The organism is Vibrio splendidus (assembly GCF_024347615.1).
Taxonomy (GTDB): Bacteria; Pseudomonadota; Gammaproteobacteria; order Enterobacterales; family Vibrionaceae; genus Vibrio; species Vibrio splendidus.
On record NZ_AP025508.1, the window covers coordinates 3392495 to 3406771 of the forward strand.

A 14277-nucleotide genomic window follows, 5' to 3' on the forward strand; every position below is an offset into this window, starting at 1 on the left:
AATCTCTATTTATAATTCTAATAAAACCGAGCAGCAATTTCACTATCCAATTTCACAGGTTCAACTTAAAGAATCACAGTGCACCATCCAACGTATGCCGAACTTATCTTCCACTTTGCCAAACCGAGCTCCCCAAAACGTATCCGCTAAAGGTGTCATTATTCGCCCACCTTGCTTCAGATTTTCAAAGATTTGCTCTTGAGTCGCGGTATCCTCAGTAACAAGCGAGAGTGCAAGGTTGTTACCTTCGAGCTCTTTCGCTTTAACACCATCAGACATCATCAGCTTCATACCAAACGCTTCAAACTCAGCATGCATAATCCAATCAGGTTGAGCTCCCTCTATTACTTGTGGCGCATCACTAAAAAGTTGTTTCGATAAAACTACACCGCCAAAACATTTATGATAAAAATCCAATGCTTCGTTACAACGGCCATCAAAAAACAAGTAAGGGGTTACTGTCAGCATATATCTCTCCTCTATTATTCCTTTAAACATAGACAATAGAAGAGAGAATGGTAGGTAACATCATGATTTAAGATGATTAATTTATTAAGGAATCGAATTGTGGAGGGAAACGGTGTGGTTTAGGAATGAAACAACAAGATCTGACTGATTAAAAAAACGTTTCTTCCGTTAAAATAAAGGTCAGCTTTTCTGTTCTCCAGATACAACAAAGCCCCGACCATTTCTGATCAGGGCTTTATCTAAATATGGTACCGGTAGGCGGACTTGAACCGCCACGCCCGAAGGCAACGGATTTTGAATCCGTCGTGTATACCAATTTCACCATACCGGCATTATCTTGGGGCATTGCCCTTTCGATGTCTGGCATTATACGTATGCGAACTGATGTGGCAAGTATAAAAACTTGAATTCATGTGTGTTTGCCGATAATTTCGCCACTAAGTCATAAGCTGTGCGTCATGTCTCTTTTCACGCCAAGCCTTAGACTATATTCTGACGCCTAAATTTTTGAAGAAGTAATAACACCATGACACCAACAAACACAATGCCACCAGCAGGAGTAATGCGCCGATTTGGTGCCTTGTTCTATGACGCCCTTATCGTAATAGCTATTGAGATGCTGGAAATGCTACCGCAGAGCTGGCGTCGAAATTGATGCACCATATATAGACCATAAACAACTGCTTAATCACTTCAACACACTACCTCTTCAAAATCCCGTTGCCTTCGGGCGTGACTATCTAGCATTAAACTCCTATTTTTTCACTGGATATAAATCGGCTTGCTCATATCAATTAAAATTTAAAATAACACAACAATAATCAAAAAAAAAACAAAGGCTAGAAGATCATGCAATAATGATGATTAATAATTGATATACAATGAAAGAAAATATATTCCACAAACCCATTATTAAAAAAAGTATTGAAGCTATATTACAAGAAGAAGTGATTAAGAATGGTGCATTTCCTAAGATGGATGGAGTCATCAGAGATACAATGGATACTCTTTACCTTACACTAATAGTTCACACTTACGGAAATCAGAGTAAAGCAGCAAAAATGCTAGGGGTAAGCAGAAGTGTTTACAAAAAAAGACTGGAAGAAGCATTAAAAAGGAAAAGGAAAAGGAAAAGGAAAAGGAAAAGGAAAAAAATATAATCATATACTCTATGGGGTAGTACTTATGCAGAAGCTCTAACTTCACTATCTCTACTTCTATCTCAGCGTTGAAATCTTTCCAGACGTAGCACTAAGGATTGAATGTTTTTCATCGGAATCATTTCTGTATGACCTTGGTTCAATGGCTTAATATCTAGATAGGTAAAAAATTGCACTACTCACAACAGAAATTAAGTAGTGCCATGTAAGAAAAATAAAAGCAATCTAAAATATTCAATGTGCAGTTTATTATCAGCATTAACATATGTTAATGCTGAAAAATACGGGCACTTATTCAAAAACCAACCACCTGCAATTTGATTAAATCAGATAAAATTTCAACCCAACATCTACACCCTAATACAGTTTATGCAAACACATACAATTTACAAAAAATGAAAATTTATCAATTAATCCTCACAGATATCAATAAAAACAAATTTCAAAGTGGCGAATACATAAGTGTTCTCAACATTAGCAACCATTACAGTAAGGGGCTATCGCCGACCAGGGACGCTCTCAAAGAATTAACACACAATAAAATACTTACCAAAGGCCAAGGGAGAAAAGTTCTACTTCCAAAACTAACAACATCAACATCATCAGGCTTACACTTTCTACTGAAAAGTCTCTTACCAAAAATAATTGAAGACTCAGTTCATGAAAACTATGAAAGTTGGAAGCTTGATATCTTTAGTAAGTTCCCATTATATAAAGGCAGAAAAGAAGATACCGAAACATACGATTGCTTAGTAAACCAACACAACCTATACAAATGGTTACTTGGGGGCTCTAAATGCACTTTATCTGAAATATTACTCGAAACATTATCCAGAGTATTTAGATATCAATATTTTGCCTTATTACATGGTGAGGATGTACTTTTATCTAGAGATGACTATCATACGCTACTGGATTTTGTGATTGACGACAATGTAGATGGATTAATAGGTAAAATATTAACCCACCTAGACAAAAGTGAGAGAATTGTCAATATGGTAATTGTTGAAAAATCATAGCTCCTATCTGAAAAACAATACCTATATAAATCATATGTAGGTATTGTTTAAGAATCAGGTCGAATTACTACACATCCGCACATGTCGAAGTATAGAAATTATCATTCACTATCGACTAATTAGAGAAACTCTAAGCTCCACTCGATAACCACTACACATAATATGGCAAAGGCTACAGTCATTAGCGCAAGAGCTCCGGCTAAAACCAAAGTCACTAACTTTGCGGATGCCTGTATAACAACCTGATGCTCCTGAAGAGCCTCCTGAAGGAAGTTTATATAGAGAAGCTTTCCATCATCATCCAACGTTTCAATTTCATCATTAGAGAGCATAATTTCTTTTTTCAAAAAACAACACCTTTATTTTACACGCACAGACGTACCAGAAATGAAAAAGCCACCTCCGAAGAGATGGCCATTCAAGTATATCGAAACAGCAAGTAATCAAATCCATTTGAAATGAACTATTCTCACAAAGCAGTCACGCACAGTAAGATATCAAGATAACAACATGTTTCGCTATTCAATCTACATCAACCCAGTTAAGACACAATGCTCGACTTATAGAAATTAAATATCAATTCAAAAAATCACATACCACTGGTCAATATCTTATCAATTAAACAAAACACAACCGAAAAACGGCCAAAATCCCTATTAGTAACTCTTATTTAGGGTTTGTGTCCGGTTTATCGTCGACGGGAAACTCTTCGAGGCTCATAAAATCGAAAAGATAGAGCGAGTACCATCTATATGTTCAGTGCTTACACGGGCTTTGTTTCCTAAATCAGGGAACTAATACTTAAAGCTACGATCAGATCATCTAAGTTCACTCACATACTTAGAGCAATGCCAAAGCCTCGCTACAGAACAACTAACTGGAAACAATATAACCAAGCCCTAATCAATCGTGGTTCACTGACATTCTGGATTGATGAAGAAGCGATTCAAAAGTGGAAGCAACTCAAGCAAGGTAAACGAGGTCGACCTCGACTGTTTAGTGACTTAGCCATTACGACCGCCCTCATGGTTAAACGAGTATTCGCGATGCCGTTGAGAGCGTTACAAGGATTCATCGATTCTGTTTTCAAACTCGCTCAACTCCCGTTGTCATGCCCTCATTATTCATGCATCAGTAAACGAGCCAAAACGGTTAATGTGTCATTCAAGACAAAGACCCGAAGCGCAATACAGCATTTAGCCATTGATGCAACAGGGCTAAAGGTCTACGGTGAAGGTGAATGGAAAGTAAAAAAACATGGTACTGACGGGAAGCGTCAAGTTTGGCGTAAGCTCCATTTAGCCGTAGACACTGGCACTCATGAAATCATTGCGACTGAGTTAAGTTTATCGAATGTCACTGACGGTGAAGCTCTTCCTAATTTACTGAATCAAACTCGTCGTAGAATCAATGAGATATCTGGTGATGGAGCTTACGATACAAGACAATGCTACGAAGCCATACGTATTAAACAAGCTGTTCCACTTATTCCACCGAGAGAAGGTGCTACTTTTTTGGGTGCGAGGTCCCCCCCGTAATCTGGCGGTAGCTTACCAGAAATTATACGGCTCAAATAAACATTGGAAAAAGAAGTACGGTTACCATAAACGGTCACTTTCAGAGACGGCTATGTTCCGTGTAAAGACACTGTTTGGTGGGCGATTAAGTTTAAGAAACTATAATGCTCAGGTTGGTGAAACCTACGCCATGATTAAAGCGCTGAACAAGCTTACAGGGCTTGGTATGCCTGAAATTCAGTGTGATGTTTAATAATTGCTCAATCTCGGGCTGTTTGATTTTCTGTCCGAATTACGCAACAAAGCCGTTCAAGCTAGCTTCACGGTCGCGAGGGACGTCGATTTTGACTTCTCCATCATCGGTGATAATTGAATTTAGTGCACACCCAAATACATCCCAGCTCTTCACATATTCTACCCCAATGATGAGAAGTGCACATGATTATATCTCAAGAGCAGTTTGCTCAAATAGTTGACGAATAGTATCAAGAAGCCTGTCTCGCTTTATTTTTCTGTTTGAAAAAGGTTGTCCATCAGTACTCAACGCACAAACTTGAAAGAGATTTTTGTTGTATCGATACCGACAACTTAATAGACATACATGTTACTCCTGTTCTCAATGGTTGTACTATTAGTTTAGTACAACAACGCTCGAAGGTTGGTGCGTTCAACACATCAAAGCCGAATCATGTAACAATGATAGTCAACGAACCGTAATTTGACTATTTCCATTTGTATGACTAGTTTTATTAAAAACAAGAGCCATTAATAAAAGGGTTTCAAATGAATAAAATAATAATATCTTTTACATTGTTCCTCGGTGCCCTGGCCAGTGAGAAATCTTATGCGAGTCAAAGTACCGTAACATTTTCAGGGTCTATTGTAGAATCTCCTTGTCCCATTGACAAGATAACACTAAAAACTATGTCGTCCTCAAAAAAAATGTGTTCCTAGCAAGATAGCAAAACAACCTGTCTACGGAAAAAAAAGCCTTACATCAGCTAATGAACCTGATCCATTGGTCATTGGTTACGTGTTAACGGTTGAATATTACTAACAGGCGAAATTATTTTACTTAAGGTATCCCCAATCTGGATAATATACCCCATCAGCTTTATAAATATCACTTATTCGGGGCATGACTCTAACCTTGTGATTAATAATACTTCGTTCAATAAAGACGCCGAAGAAATGCCCCCCAATTTTCGGACATGACTTTAAGTGATTGCTCTGTTTGTATAGTACCTAAAAATACTGGAACAGATTATGACTAGAAAACGTAGAAATCACTCACCCGAATTTAAAGCTAAGGTGGCGCTTGATGTTGCTAGTGGTGATAAAACTGTCGCTGAATTAGCTCAGAAATACAACCTTCACGCTAACCAAATCTCTACATGGAAAAAAGAGCTGCTCGAAAATGCAGCCATGATTTTTACCTCTGAAAGCCAGTCAGGCAAGGACAGCTCTGAAGAAGTGGATAAACTGCACGCCAAGATTGGTCAATTGACCATGGAAAATGATTTTTTGGCCAAAGAGCTCGGTCGTTAGACCGAGCCCAGCGAAAGAGCTCGCTGGCCAAATCCACCCAATTGCCAATAAAACGCCAGTGTGAACTTCTCAGTATTGCTCGCTCTACTTCTTACTATCAACCCATAAGACTCTCTGCTGAAGGGATTGAACTACGCCGCATGATTGACGAAATTCACCTTCAGTATCCGTTCATGGGGAGCAGACGCATTCGAAATGAGTTGGCTAAAAAAGGTCATAACGTTAATCGTAAACGTGTCGTTCGGCTCATCCGAGACATGGGCATTGGGGCTATTTACCCCAAGCCTCGAACGACCCTAGCAAACAAAGCACACAAGGTTTATCCCTACCTTTTGCGTGATATCGAAGTCACTTACCCGAATCAAGCTTGGGCGATTGACATCACGTATATCCCGATGGTTAAGTGATTCCTGTATTTAGTCGCCATTATCGACTGGTATAGCCGGAAGGTGCTATCTTGGTAGCTATCCAACACGATGGACACGATCTTTTGTATCGAAGCCCTTGAAGACGCGCTTAAACATTATGGACCGCCAGATATCTTCAACTCAGAACAAGGCAGTCAGTTTACCAGCACCGAATTCACACAGAAGCTAATCGACCATGGAGTCAGGATAAGTATGGATGGGAAAGGACGCCGGTCGACAATGTTTTCATCGAGCGATTTTAGAGAAGCCTGAAATATGAGGAAGTTTACTTGAAAGCTTGCACAACACCCCGAGAAGCAGAGCTTGAATTCGGCCACTACATGGTGTTTTATAATGAGGAGCGTGATCAATAGGCACTCAATGAACCCAACCCGATGAAGCCTACTTTGGTAGGCAGAGATACGCTGCATGAGCTGCATCAACCACTTGAGATATTAGCTTATGTGACCAAAAATTGGGGCCCACTTCTTTTCAGATACAGCTTGGTATATCGAACCTAGCAGAAGGTCTTTTTGTAACAAATAAAGAGATGCTGGATTAGCAAAATCGTCAACATCGATTAATATTGTGACGGCGTGAAAAATACACTTGAAAAAATTACTTAAAGGTATTATCAACCATTTATAGGATAATTTAACTATTCAGTAAAATGCTTAAATGAACAGTGTTACCCTTTACAGAAACGCTTAAGACCTTGTCTAAAAGCTGAAAAAGCGTACCAGCCATTGCTGTATCATTTACAATGACTGGTATAGCCAGTCTGCCCCCCAAACGACAATACTTCTGGAACTGGAACAGGGCTCCGACATGATTAATGAACAATCAAATAGATCAATCGCTCTGAGGGTATTAATAAAGTGTAGGCTGACTTTTTTTCAAATATACTCAACTGATAAAACTAATTTACTTCGGAAAGAACCTTTAGCTACAGGAATAGGCGAAATACCTATCACATTTGCTATAATTGATGCGTTATATAATTCGTTACCCGTAACGTTATTAAAATACTTAGATCTATATACTAACGTATTATCTTCTCTCCACTTTAACCTAATAAATACACCATTCAAACTAGTTTTGAGTATACCCGGTTGCGAAGTCAAATCATGTATATTTTTTACGTCCAATCTTATACCTCTACTACGTACGGGTGAAGAACTACAATCAATTAAAATTGGGACATCTACAGGTGATCCTGAACCAGTGGTTACTTCCGATACAGAATAAGTTCCCATATCTATGGTTTGATCTAGTCCTGTACCATTATTTATTGAACACGTCGGACCAACAACTTCACCAGTAACACTCACTACGGAACTGGTAGTCTTGGCTAGAGCAGCTTTTGATAATAAGCAGACTATAACTAAAACAGATATTTTTAAAAATTTCATACCCACCTATCTCACGAATATGTAAGCGTAAAAGCTAATCGAACTTGTAAGGTGCCGAGCTCTGCACGATCCTTTGCTTTTACTTGAATCTGGAGCCCTTTGAAATCTGTAAATGGATCAAGCGGATATATTTTTGAACCAGAGCTATCTTTCAAGATAATATCAACATTTGATAAATTTGTATTTTCCCCTGAATTTGACAGATTTTGATATACTAAGCTAGCACCGTGGGGTAATTTTGATCTTGTTGAATCACCGTCAGTACAAGTTAGGTCTAAATCAAACGGTCGAGTCGTGGAGCCCCGCATTGGAATTTTACCCATATCTATTGATTGATCAGTTAGAGTACAAGTATTATTTCTTACTACGATTTGGATATCCTGATTGCCTACCTGATTCCACCAATCATCGGATATAACCCCTAGGGTTAATTTTTTACGGTACCTACCGGGAGCAAGCGTACTTGGCAATGTAAATCTAACAAACGAAATGTTAGTGCTAACATTATAGTACTTACCTCCAGGCGTATTTAAAGGATCTACAGCATAATTATCACCACAAGTAGCTCCAGTTGTACAAAAATCTTTTCTACCATTTAAAATATTAATAGAAACTGATGACCAAGGGGTAGTAGTATATGCTGAAGCATCAGCATTAAACATTTCAGCTATAATCCCGTTTGGATCAGTGACTTTGCTTGGCAAAGGACAGGGCGCAGACCAGAATGCCGTGTTTCTAAAGTTTCCGAAACCTAGACACACTCCGGAATGATTGCTGTACACATTCGTTTTATTGTATTGTTGATCAAAAAAAGCGTTAAAGGTATCTCCTGGCGAGGCTTCGATTATAACATTAGCCGAACTTAAACCAGACCAAAAAGCAAAAAAAATAAGAAGAAATTTTAAACAAAATGAGTTAATAAATACTATATTCATTAAAAGCACCAAAATCATCTATGGATTCAAAAGTTAACTTTGAAGAAGGTTGTAAAGTAACACCTTCTAGCTTAACCTTACTAAATGGCTTAAAAATACTAAGACTTTCACTTACTTCTTGGGTGGATTCAATATCAACATCGTTCAATTTTAGTGAGGATATTGAGAAGTAATAAGGTGTAGTATTTTCTAAAAAAGTGACACCATTTTCGTCTATTAAACGCATTTTCAATTCTGCATCTTTTCGACCATTACGTAATACATCCGGACGATAAATAAGTTTTACTTTTGTATGTATTGCAATAACCATTGAGTTATTAGGATTCTTATTTGCAGATGGTATTTCCTGAATATTTAACCAATATATAGATTCTCTATTTTTAGGTTGGTCATTACTAACTCGTGCTATACGTACTACCTGACTATCTCCACCATTAATTTTTGAAAATGATGGCATCGGTATAAATGAAACATCTGACTTAGGTGAGCTAATATTTTCCACCCAAACTTGACTACCATACATAAATTTTGATTGGTTGGTAATATCTATTGAAATATTTTCTTTCTCTTCATCATAAATAAATCTCGTACCATCTAAAATGAAAGCAGCTAATGTTGGTTGGGATAATATGCTTAGTAAAATAAATGCTAAATAATTAATTTTAATTTTCATTAGTAGTCTCTTGTTAATTTTATTAAATACAGGTGACATGTTCTAACTTCATGGTTCCTGGCTTTATTTCTGATATATCTAAAACACAGCTCCCAAATTTATTGTTAACTTTTAAATATTCAGAATCAGAAGCTAGAGAAGCCACCAAAACACCATTGTCCGATATAAATCCAACACTAACCCCTGTATCACTTTCAACTTTAGTTCCAAAGCGCAATGTATCCCCATTTTTATCAAATATCCTTAATAAATATCGGTCAACAGGCATGTAACTAAATTTCCTAGCAACAATAGATTTTCCTGTTGGTGTAAAAATATGTTTACTCTCTTTCAACTGAATGTTGTTTGGAATATTTTTTGTGTCAATTTTAAGATTGTTAACCTGATACGGAGTTAATGGTACTATAGCATTACCCCAAGAATTTGTTGGATTGGACCCATTAAATGTAACATTATCAATACCTTTTATCTGAGCAATAGCTAGTGTATCGCTTTGTTGACTAGAGTAGGCAACCCCCAAATCTCTTGAACCAGCAATAACACCAGAAGCACTTGCCGACAAAGATGTCGAATTAGGACTATCAGATATTGACCAACCTGTTTGTAAGTTGTCGAACCGAATGCCTGTATACAAACTTGATGAAGTACCATGCTTATTAGTACTAACATTTACGTTGTGTGATATATTATCTTCACTTGCAAGTGTTAATCCGGCGTTAAATGAACTACCGCTAGAGGAATCATGTGTAACTCCACTGTTTAAAAATCCACTTTTATCGCTAAAGATGTCTAGTGGGACACTAACATTTATACCGGCGGAATATTGACTGCCCAAATTATAAACTTCAGAATAAGAACCGTTGAGACCTGCTGATATCCCTCCGGAAAAGCTCTTAGAAAATGAAGCATTTATGCCTGCATCTCGCCTACTTATACCTCTGTACTCTTGTGCCCAAGCGGATAAATTCAAATGAGCAAAACCAATATTTTGCTCTATTATCGCTTCATATCGATTACTTTTTTCAGTGTATAAGAACGATGTTGAAGGGTTGAATGTTGCAAAATCCTCATACCCTTCACCTGTGTATTGATAGCTTAATAGTTGTACATTCGTATCTTGCCCAAAATATTTGGCATATTTTAAAGAAAAGCTAACACCAGTTTGATGAGTCAAACCTCTAGGGTTTAATAACGGGCTATCATAACTGCTTTTTGATAAGTTAAAACCACTCGATATTACACCTAGCATCCCCAGGGGAACAGTAAACGAAGATCCAATACTCTTATAATTGCTATGTATAACAGAAGAAAGACTGGCGGTACCTAAATCGAAGCCATAATCCATAGATGCCATACCAAAAGTACCATAGATGTTACTCGACTCTTCTCGAACACCAGTTGCAAAACTATAGTTAATTTCACTCGAACGCAATAAATTTGGTAAAATATTTACCGGATAAACCCGCCTTGTTACACTTCCATTATCTTCTTCAATATTAAGAATTAACTCGCCATTTGATACCGTTGATATATTATCCAAACGAAATGGCCCAGCTGGGAGGTTTCGTGAATATAAAGTATACTTGCCTTGAACTACGGTTACCTTAGCATTGGTATTTAGAGTACCTTCAATTATAGGAGCATATCCTGAACTAAATGAGCTTTTCATCAACTGGTTCGAGTTAAGAGCGATTCCATAAAAAGAAAAATTGTCAATCAGAGAGCTCCTAGTAAAGGACTTACCTATACTGAAGTCACCCCTAATTGGTTGTATGGCTGTAGATAAAGTTAGATCAGGAGATTTAATTCCTCTTGATTGATTACCGCTAGCCTTACCTGAAAGAACCCAACGGTCAACATTGGCGTTAAAATCTAAGACACCATGAATGTCATCGTAATCTTTTTGGCCATGTTTAGAAAAACTCTTATTCCCGTTTAAATAATAATTTAACCGAAATCCATCATCGCCAAAATCCCAATTATCTTCTATATCTTCTTCTTCTAAGGTAAGAACTTGAGGTAATTGTAAGATTAATCTCTGGGTTGTATAGTCAAATTTTGAAAACCCACCGTCAATTTTACTTAAAACATAGCAATCATTTTTTGAATCTAGTAACACGTCTATTTCATGATATTTTATAGGTGCATTCGTTGATTTCAACCAAGGTTTTTTAAGGCAAAGCTCCTCCCTTTCAAAATTACTTATTTTAAATCTGTATAAACCTAAGTTTTTACCATTAAAAAACACGTCAGCAAAATATTCACCTGAAACATTTCCTTCAGGGTTTTTAAAAACCTCAGGTATATTACCACCGTCTGTATTTAAAAAAGAATAATCTAGATCATCCTGAGAATGGACAACATTTGATGATAATAACAGTACAGGTAAAAATAACTTAGACCAAGTGCGAATTTCTGGGGTTTTGAATATAAACATCTTTACCATTAATAAAATCACGAAATTACATGGTGTGATAGAATAATACTTATGATGTTTATCCTATAATTGAATGGGATAAACATCATAGAATTAAAGCTTTAATTAGTTTTTAAAAAAACCATTTTTTAATTTACTTAAAAATTACTTGTAGGCAACTGCAAATCTAGCTGAAGAAATCACAGTACCAGCTTCGATAGTAGTACCAGTACCATCTACTGCTATTTTAGCTTTGAAAGGTAACTTGCCTGCTACTGCAATACTGTCATCATAGCTAACAGTCTGCTTAAGCGCACTAAAGTTATTACCAGCATTGTCCATAAGACCTACTACGACACCTTTAGCCGTACCAGCGTTTTTTAGGCCATTTGTAGCCCAAGTACCTGTACTCGGCAGCCATGAAATATCTACTGACTTTCCGCTTGCAAGTTCACAATTTGTACCATCTGTTTTTTTCCCCACTAGATGGAAATCAACAGTCAATGCACTTGCAGCAACATTAGCTACGGTATATGTGCCTAGGTCAACTGTATTACCCTCAAGTCCATTTTGAGATGTAACGATGTCACATGTAGTATCAGTAACAGCACCAATAAAGTGTGTCGTACCTGTATTTGCCAGAGCTGAACCAGCCAAAGAAAAAAGTGCTAAAGCAATTGAGGTTTTAGTAATCATTTAATGTTCCATATGTTGAAATAATGTTTAATACAATTCACAGATTTATGAATCGAAAATAAATTATCGCCTTTCTGGCATATCAGATTGATAATTTCGCTTATATTTTCAATATTATTTATCAACGCGCACTGACCATAAGGGACGCAATGCACATAAAAATAATTAAGCTAAGAAGCTACAGACTGTGCGGCTCCCCCTCATAAAACACATTATAAAACAAGCACCTAGAAGTGATACAATTGGTCATAACTCCAACGTGGTGATTAATGATAAAACTCCCGTTCTATAAAGGTTCCGATGACCTTATCGTTCATTACTTCTGATCTGGAGAAACCGATAGTTTTTCAACGAGTCGCTTGAAACGAATTCTTAAGGTGAGCTTGGTTCGTTCTCTCCTTTGCTTATACAGCATACCTATGATTTGTTTTTCTCTCGACAAGTTCTCTGAATAAACACGGAAGTCTTCTTTACAATAAAAAGGAATGGAAATTTTTGAACCGTCCCAAAATTTTTAGGTTCATCGCGGCTTTCCGGGGAAAGCCGCTTTTATTTTCAAGAAGAAGTAGTCTGTATCTCGATACCCATATCCCATTCGCTTGATTAGCTTTATCTTGTTGTTTATCCCTTCCAATTAGGAAGAAGAGGCAGTAGTTGTTCTATATAGCTTTTAGGCGCTTCGTTATACGAGCATAAGGCTCCAACCAAGATAAAGCCTTTGTTTTTATGCCGCATTCACGGCACTTAATCCTTCGAGTTTGCACGGAAAGTTCAACAGGAACACCGAGCAACATGGCTTCTTTTACATGACGCCATTGATACTCATGGATAGCCTGGGCCTCGAGACCACATGAGCATTTCGCCTCAGAGTTAGGGTAATAAGTGAGGCTGTCTGGTGAGACTCTACTATTTTAAAGCCTTCCCAGAATGAAGATAGGAAAGTATGATTCGGCATGAAAACGGTAGTTTGTGTATAATTTTTGTTTGGCGACTAAACCATATCACTTACTACCGTTTTTGTTTTTAGTTCCCGTTAATCCGCGATGAACCAATTTTCAGACACTGAGTTAAGTGAGTACAGTCACAAACGAAGTGAACAATGACAACGAACAAAAAAAGAGAATTAAACATCCCCTTGAATTTAAGACAGAAGCTATGAAGCTATCAGACAGAGTGGGTGTTGCAGCGACAACGAGACAGTTCGGATGTCATGAATCTCAGATTTACGGTTAGCGTAAGACAATTAATAAAGAGACCAGTACCAATCAACGTGAAAGATAGCTCGCAGCTGAAGTCGCCAAGGTCAAAAGGCAATTGGCTGAGCTAACTAAAGAGTTAGATAACGGAAAAGGCCGCCACCTCCTTCGCATATGGAATCCACGGATTTTTTACAAGGTAGATACCCCCGTGCATGCACGAGGTACTTACTATGTACCAACAACCACTTCTGAGATGCCGAGCCATAGTCAGCATCAACCCAACAACCCGTGTAACCATTGCCGATACAGCTCAGCTGCTCTGGTTCACGGTTCAAAGTTCAATAAGGGTTCTTTGGCTGACTTAATAGTCATTGGCACACGCGTAATAAACTTCTGTTGTTGCTCATCCAGTTAACGAATACTTTCTTCGGTATATAGAGCGGCATAATCGATGAAGTTGCGACTGTTTTGAGCTGCTTTTAGGCAATGAATATGTCGCTTGGTGACCTCTGAAAATGCCTAAGCATCATTGATGTCGCCACTGAGGGCTTGCATGTAAACAGGCAGGCTTGCTTGATTTTCACAGATCAGTTCAAGGACCATTTGGTTTAGCTCTAGACGGTGATCTCGGCTGAAGCCTTTTAACAGTTTGATGGCATTAAGATCTTCGTTTTGGGCTTATTCACCATCGACATGAAAGATAGTGACATCAAGGTGGTCAGAGTCTGTTTTAAGTCTAAGATTATCAACGACATGCTCTGTAATCGCTTGGTAAAGCGCTGAGACATCTGCTTCATATAAAGCACTGAGGGTGCCCCTCAGGGCAA

9 protein-coding genes, 1 tRNA gene and 8 pseudogenes are annotated in these 14277 nt (G+C 37.8%); 6 read left to right on the forward strand and 12 right to left on the reverse strand.

Annotated elements, in window-relative coordinates; genetic code table 11:
• Positions 1 to 60: 60 nt before the first annotated feature.
• Positions 61 to 468 carry a VOC family protein gene (locus tag OCU90_RS15095; protein WP_004735357.1) on the reverse strand — a complete coding sequence of 136 codons (408 nt, stop codon included), beginning with the start codon at positions 466 to 468 and terminating at the stop codon, positions 61 to 63.
• A 246-nt stretch (positions 469 to 714) separates the two neighbouring features.
• Positions 715 to 799 (reverse strand) — tRNA-Leu (locus OCU90_RS15100).
• Between the two features lie 195 nt (positions 800 to 994).
• On the opposite strand from OCU90_RS15100, the pseudogene OCU90_RS15105 reads away from it, so the two are divergent.
• From OCU90_RS15105 to OCU90_RS15115, 3 genes and pseudogenes are all read left to right on the forward strand, one after another.
• Positions 995 to 1090: pseudogene (locus OCU90_RS15105) on the forward strand (RDD family protein); the annotation flags it as partial.
• A gap of 259 nt (positions 1091 to 1349) precedes the next feature.
• Positions 1350 to 1628 (forward strand): helix-turn-helix domain-containing protein, encoded by a 279-nt coding sequence (locus tag OCU90_RS15110; RefSeq protein ID WP_061023437.1) that lies wholly within the window; start codon positions 1350 to 1352, stop codon positions 1626 to 1628.
• Positions 1629 to 2023: 395 nt separating this feature from the next.
• Positions 2024 to 2647: a GntR family transcriptional regulator gene (locus OCU90_RS15115; protein WP_061023439.1), complete on the forward strand. Its 624-nt coding sequence runs from the start codon at positions 2024 to 2026 to the stop codon at positions 2645 to 2647.
• Positions 2648 to 2766: 119 nt separating this feature from the next.
• On the opposite strand, the gene OCU90_RS15120 is transcribed toward OCU90_RS15115, so the two are convergent.
• Positions 2767 to 2994: a hypothetical protein gene (locus tag OCU90_RS15120; protein WP_061023441.1), complete on the reverse strand. Its 228-nt coding sequence runs from the start codon at positions 2992 to 2994 to the stop codon at positions 2767 to 2769.
• Between the two features lie 501 nt (positions 2995 to 3495).
• On the opposite strand from OCU90_RS15120, the pseudogene OCU90_RS15125 reads away from it, so the two are divergent.
• Positions 3496 to 4417: pseudogene (locus OCU90_RS15125) on the forward strand (IS5 family transposase).
• A 1013-nt stretch (positions 4418 to 5430) separates the two neighbouring features.
• A pseudogene (locus OCU90_RS15130) lies at positions 5431 to 6493 on the forward strand (IS3 family transposase).
• A 522-nt stretch (positions 6494 to 7015) separates the two neighbouring features.
• Here the strand turns inward: OCU90_RS15130 and OCU90_RS15135 are convergent.
• The 8 genes and pseudogenes from OCU90_RS15135 to OCU90_RS26200 all read right to left on the reverse strand — a co-directional run.
• Positions 7016 to 7531: a fimbrial protein gene (locus tag OCU90_RS15135; protein ID WP_061023445.1), complete on the reverse strand. Its 516-nt coding sequence runs from the start codon at positions 7529 to 7531 to the stop codon at positions 7016 to 7018.
• 11 nt (positions 7532 to 7542) lie between these two features.
• Entirely contained in the window at positions 7543 to 8466 is a 924-nt protein-coding gene (locus OCU90_RS15140) for a fimbrial protein (protein ID WP_061023446.1), read from the reverse strand.
• Complete coding sequence (locus tag OCU90_RS15145; RefSeq protein ID WP_162267338.1) at positions 8447 to 9139, reverse strand: fimbria/pilus periplasmic chaperone; 693 nt, start codon at positions 9137 to 9139, stop codon at positions 8447 to 8449. Before OCU90_RS15145 ends, OCU90_RS15140 begins: the two co-directional genes overlap by 20 nt.
• 22 nt (positions 9140 to 9161) lie before the next feature.
• The gene (locus OCU90_RS15150) at positions 9162 to 11576 is read right to left on the reverse strand and encodes a fimbria/pilus outer membrane usher protein (RefSeq protein WP_061023450.1); all 2415 of its coding nucleotides are present in this window, start codon (positions 11574 to 11576) and stop codon (positions 9162 to 9164) included.
• A 144-nt stretch (positions 11577 to 11720) separates the two neighbouring features.
• A complete protein-coding gene (locus OCU90_RS15155) occupies positions 11721 to 12251 on the reverse strand; it encodes a fimbrial protein (protein WP_061023451.1) in 531 nt (176 codons plus the stop codon).
• Between the two features lie 266 nt (positions 12252 to 12517).
• Positions 12518 to 12741: pseudogene (locus tag OCU90_RS15160) on the reverse strand (IS1 family transposase); the annotation flags it as partial.
• A gap of 30 nt (positions 12742 to 12771) precedes the next feature.
• Positions 12772 to 12885, reverse strand: a pseudogene (locus tag OCU90_RS15165) (transposase); the annotation flags it as partial.
• 2 nt (positions 12886 to 12887) lie between these two features.
• Positions 12888 to 13206, reverse strand: a pseudogene (locus OCU90_RS26200) (transposase family protein); the annotation flags it as partial.
• A 200-nt stretch (positions 13207 to 13406) separates the two neighbouring features.
• Between OCU90_RS26200 and OCU90_RS15170 the strand changes: the two are divergent.
• Positions 13407 to 13619, forward strand: a pseudogene (locus OCU90_RS15170) (IS3 family transposase); the annotation flags it as partial.
• A 55-nt stretch (positions 13620 to 13674) separates the two neighbouring features.
• Here the strand turns inward: OCU90_RS15170 and OCU90_RS15175 are convergent.
• Positions 13675 to 14263, reverse strand: a pseudogene (locus OCU90_RS15175) (IS1634 family transposase); the annotation flags it as partial.
• Positions 14264 to 14277: the final 14 nt, after the last annotated feature.

What these genes read in the sequence shown, in the direction of transcription:
- OCU90_RS15150 (WP_061023450.1), bottom strand. Translation starts at nt 11,576, where the DNA reads ATGTTTATATTCAAAACCCCAGAAATTCGCACTTGGTCTAAGTTATTT.
- OCU90_RS15140 (WP_061023446.1), bottom strand. Translation starts at nt 8,466, where the DNA reads ATGAATATAGTATTTATTAACTCATTTTGTTTAAAATTTCTTCTTATT.
- OCU90_RS15115 (WP_061023439.1), top strand. Translation starts at nt 2,024, where the DNA reads ATGAAAATTTATCAATTAATCCTCACAGATATCAATAAAAACAAATTT.
- OCU90_RS15155 (WP_061023451.1), bottom strand. Translation starts at nt 12,251, where the DNA reads ATGATTACTAAAACCTCAATTGCTTTAGCACTTTTTTCTTTGGCTGGT.
- OCU90_RS15110 (WP_061023437.1), top strand. Translation starts at nt 1,350, where the DNA reads ATGAAAGAAAATATATTCCACAAACCCATTATTAAAAAAAGTATTGAA.
- OCU90_RS15095 (WP_004735357.1), bottom strand. Translation starts at nt 468, where the DNA reads ATGCTGACAGTAACCCCTTACTTGTTTTTTGATGGCCGTTGTAACGAA.
- OCU90_RS15135 (WP_061023445.1), bottom strand. Translation starts at nt 7,531, where the DNA reads ATGAAATTTTTAAAAATATCTGTTTTAGTTATAGTCTGCTTATTATCA.
- OCU90_RS15145 (WP_162267338.1), bottom strand. Translation starts at nt 9,139, where the DNA reads ATGAAAATTAAAATTAATTATTTAGCATTTATTTTACTAAGCATATTA.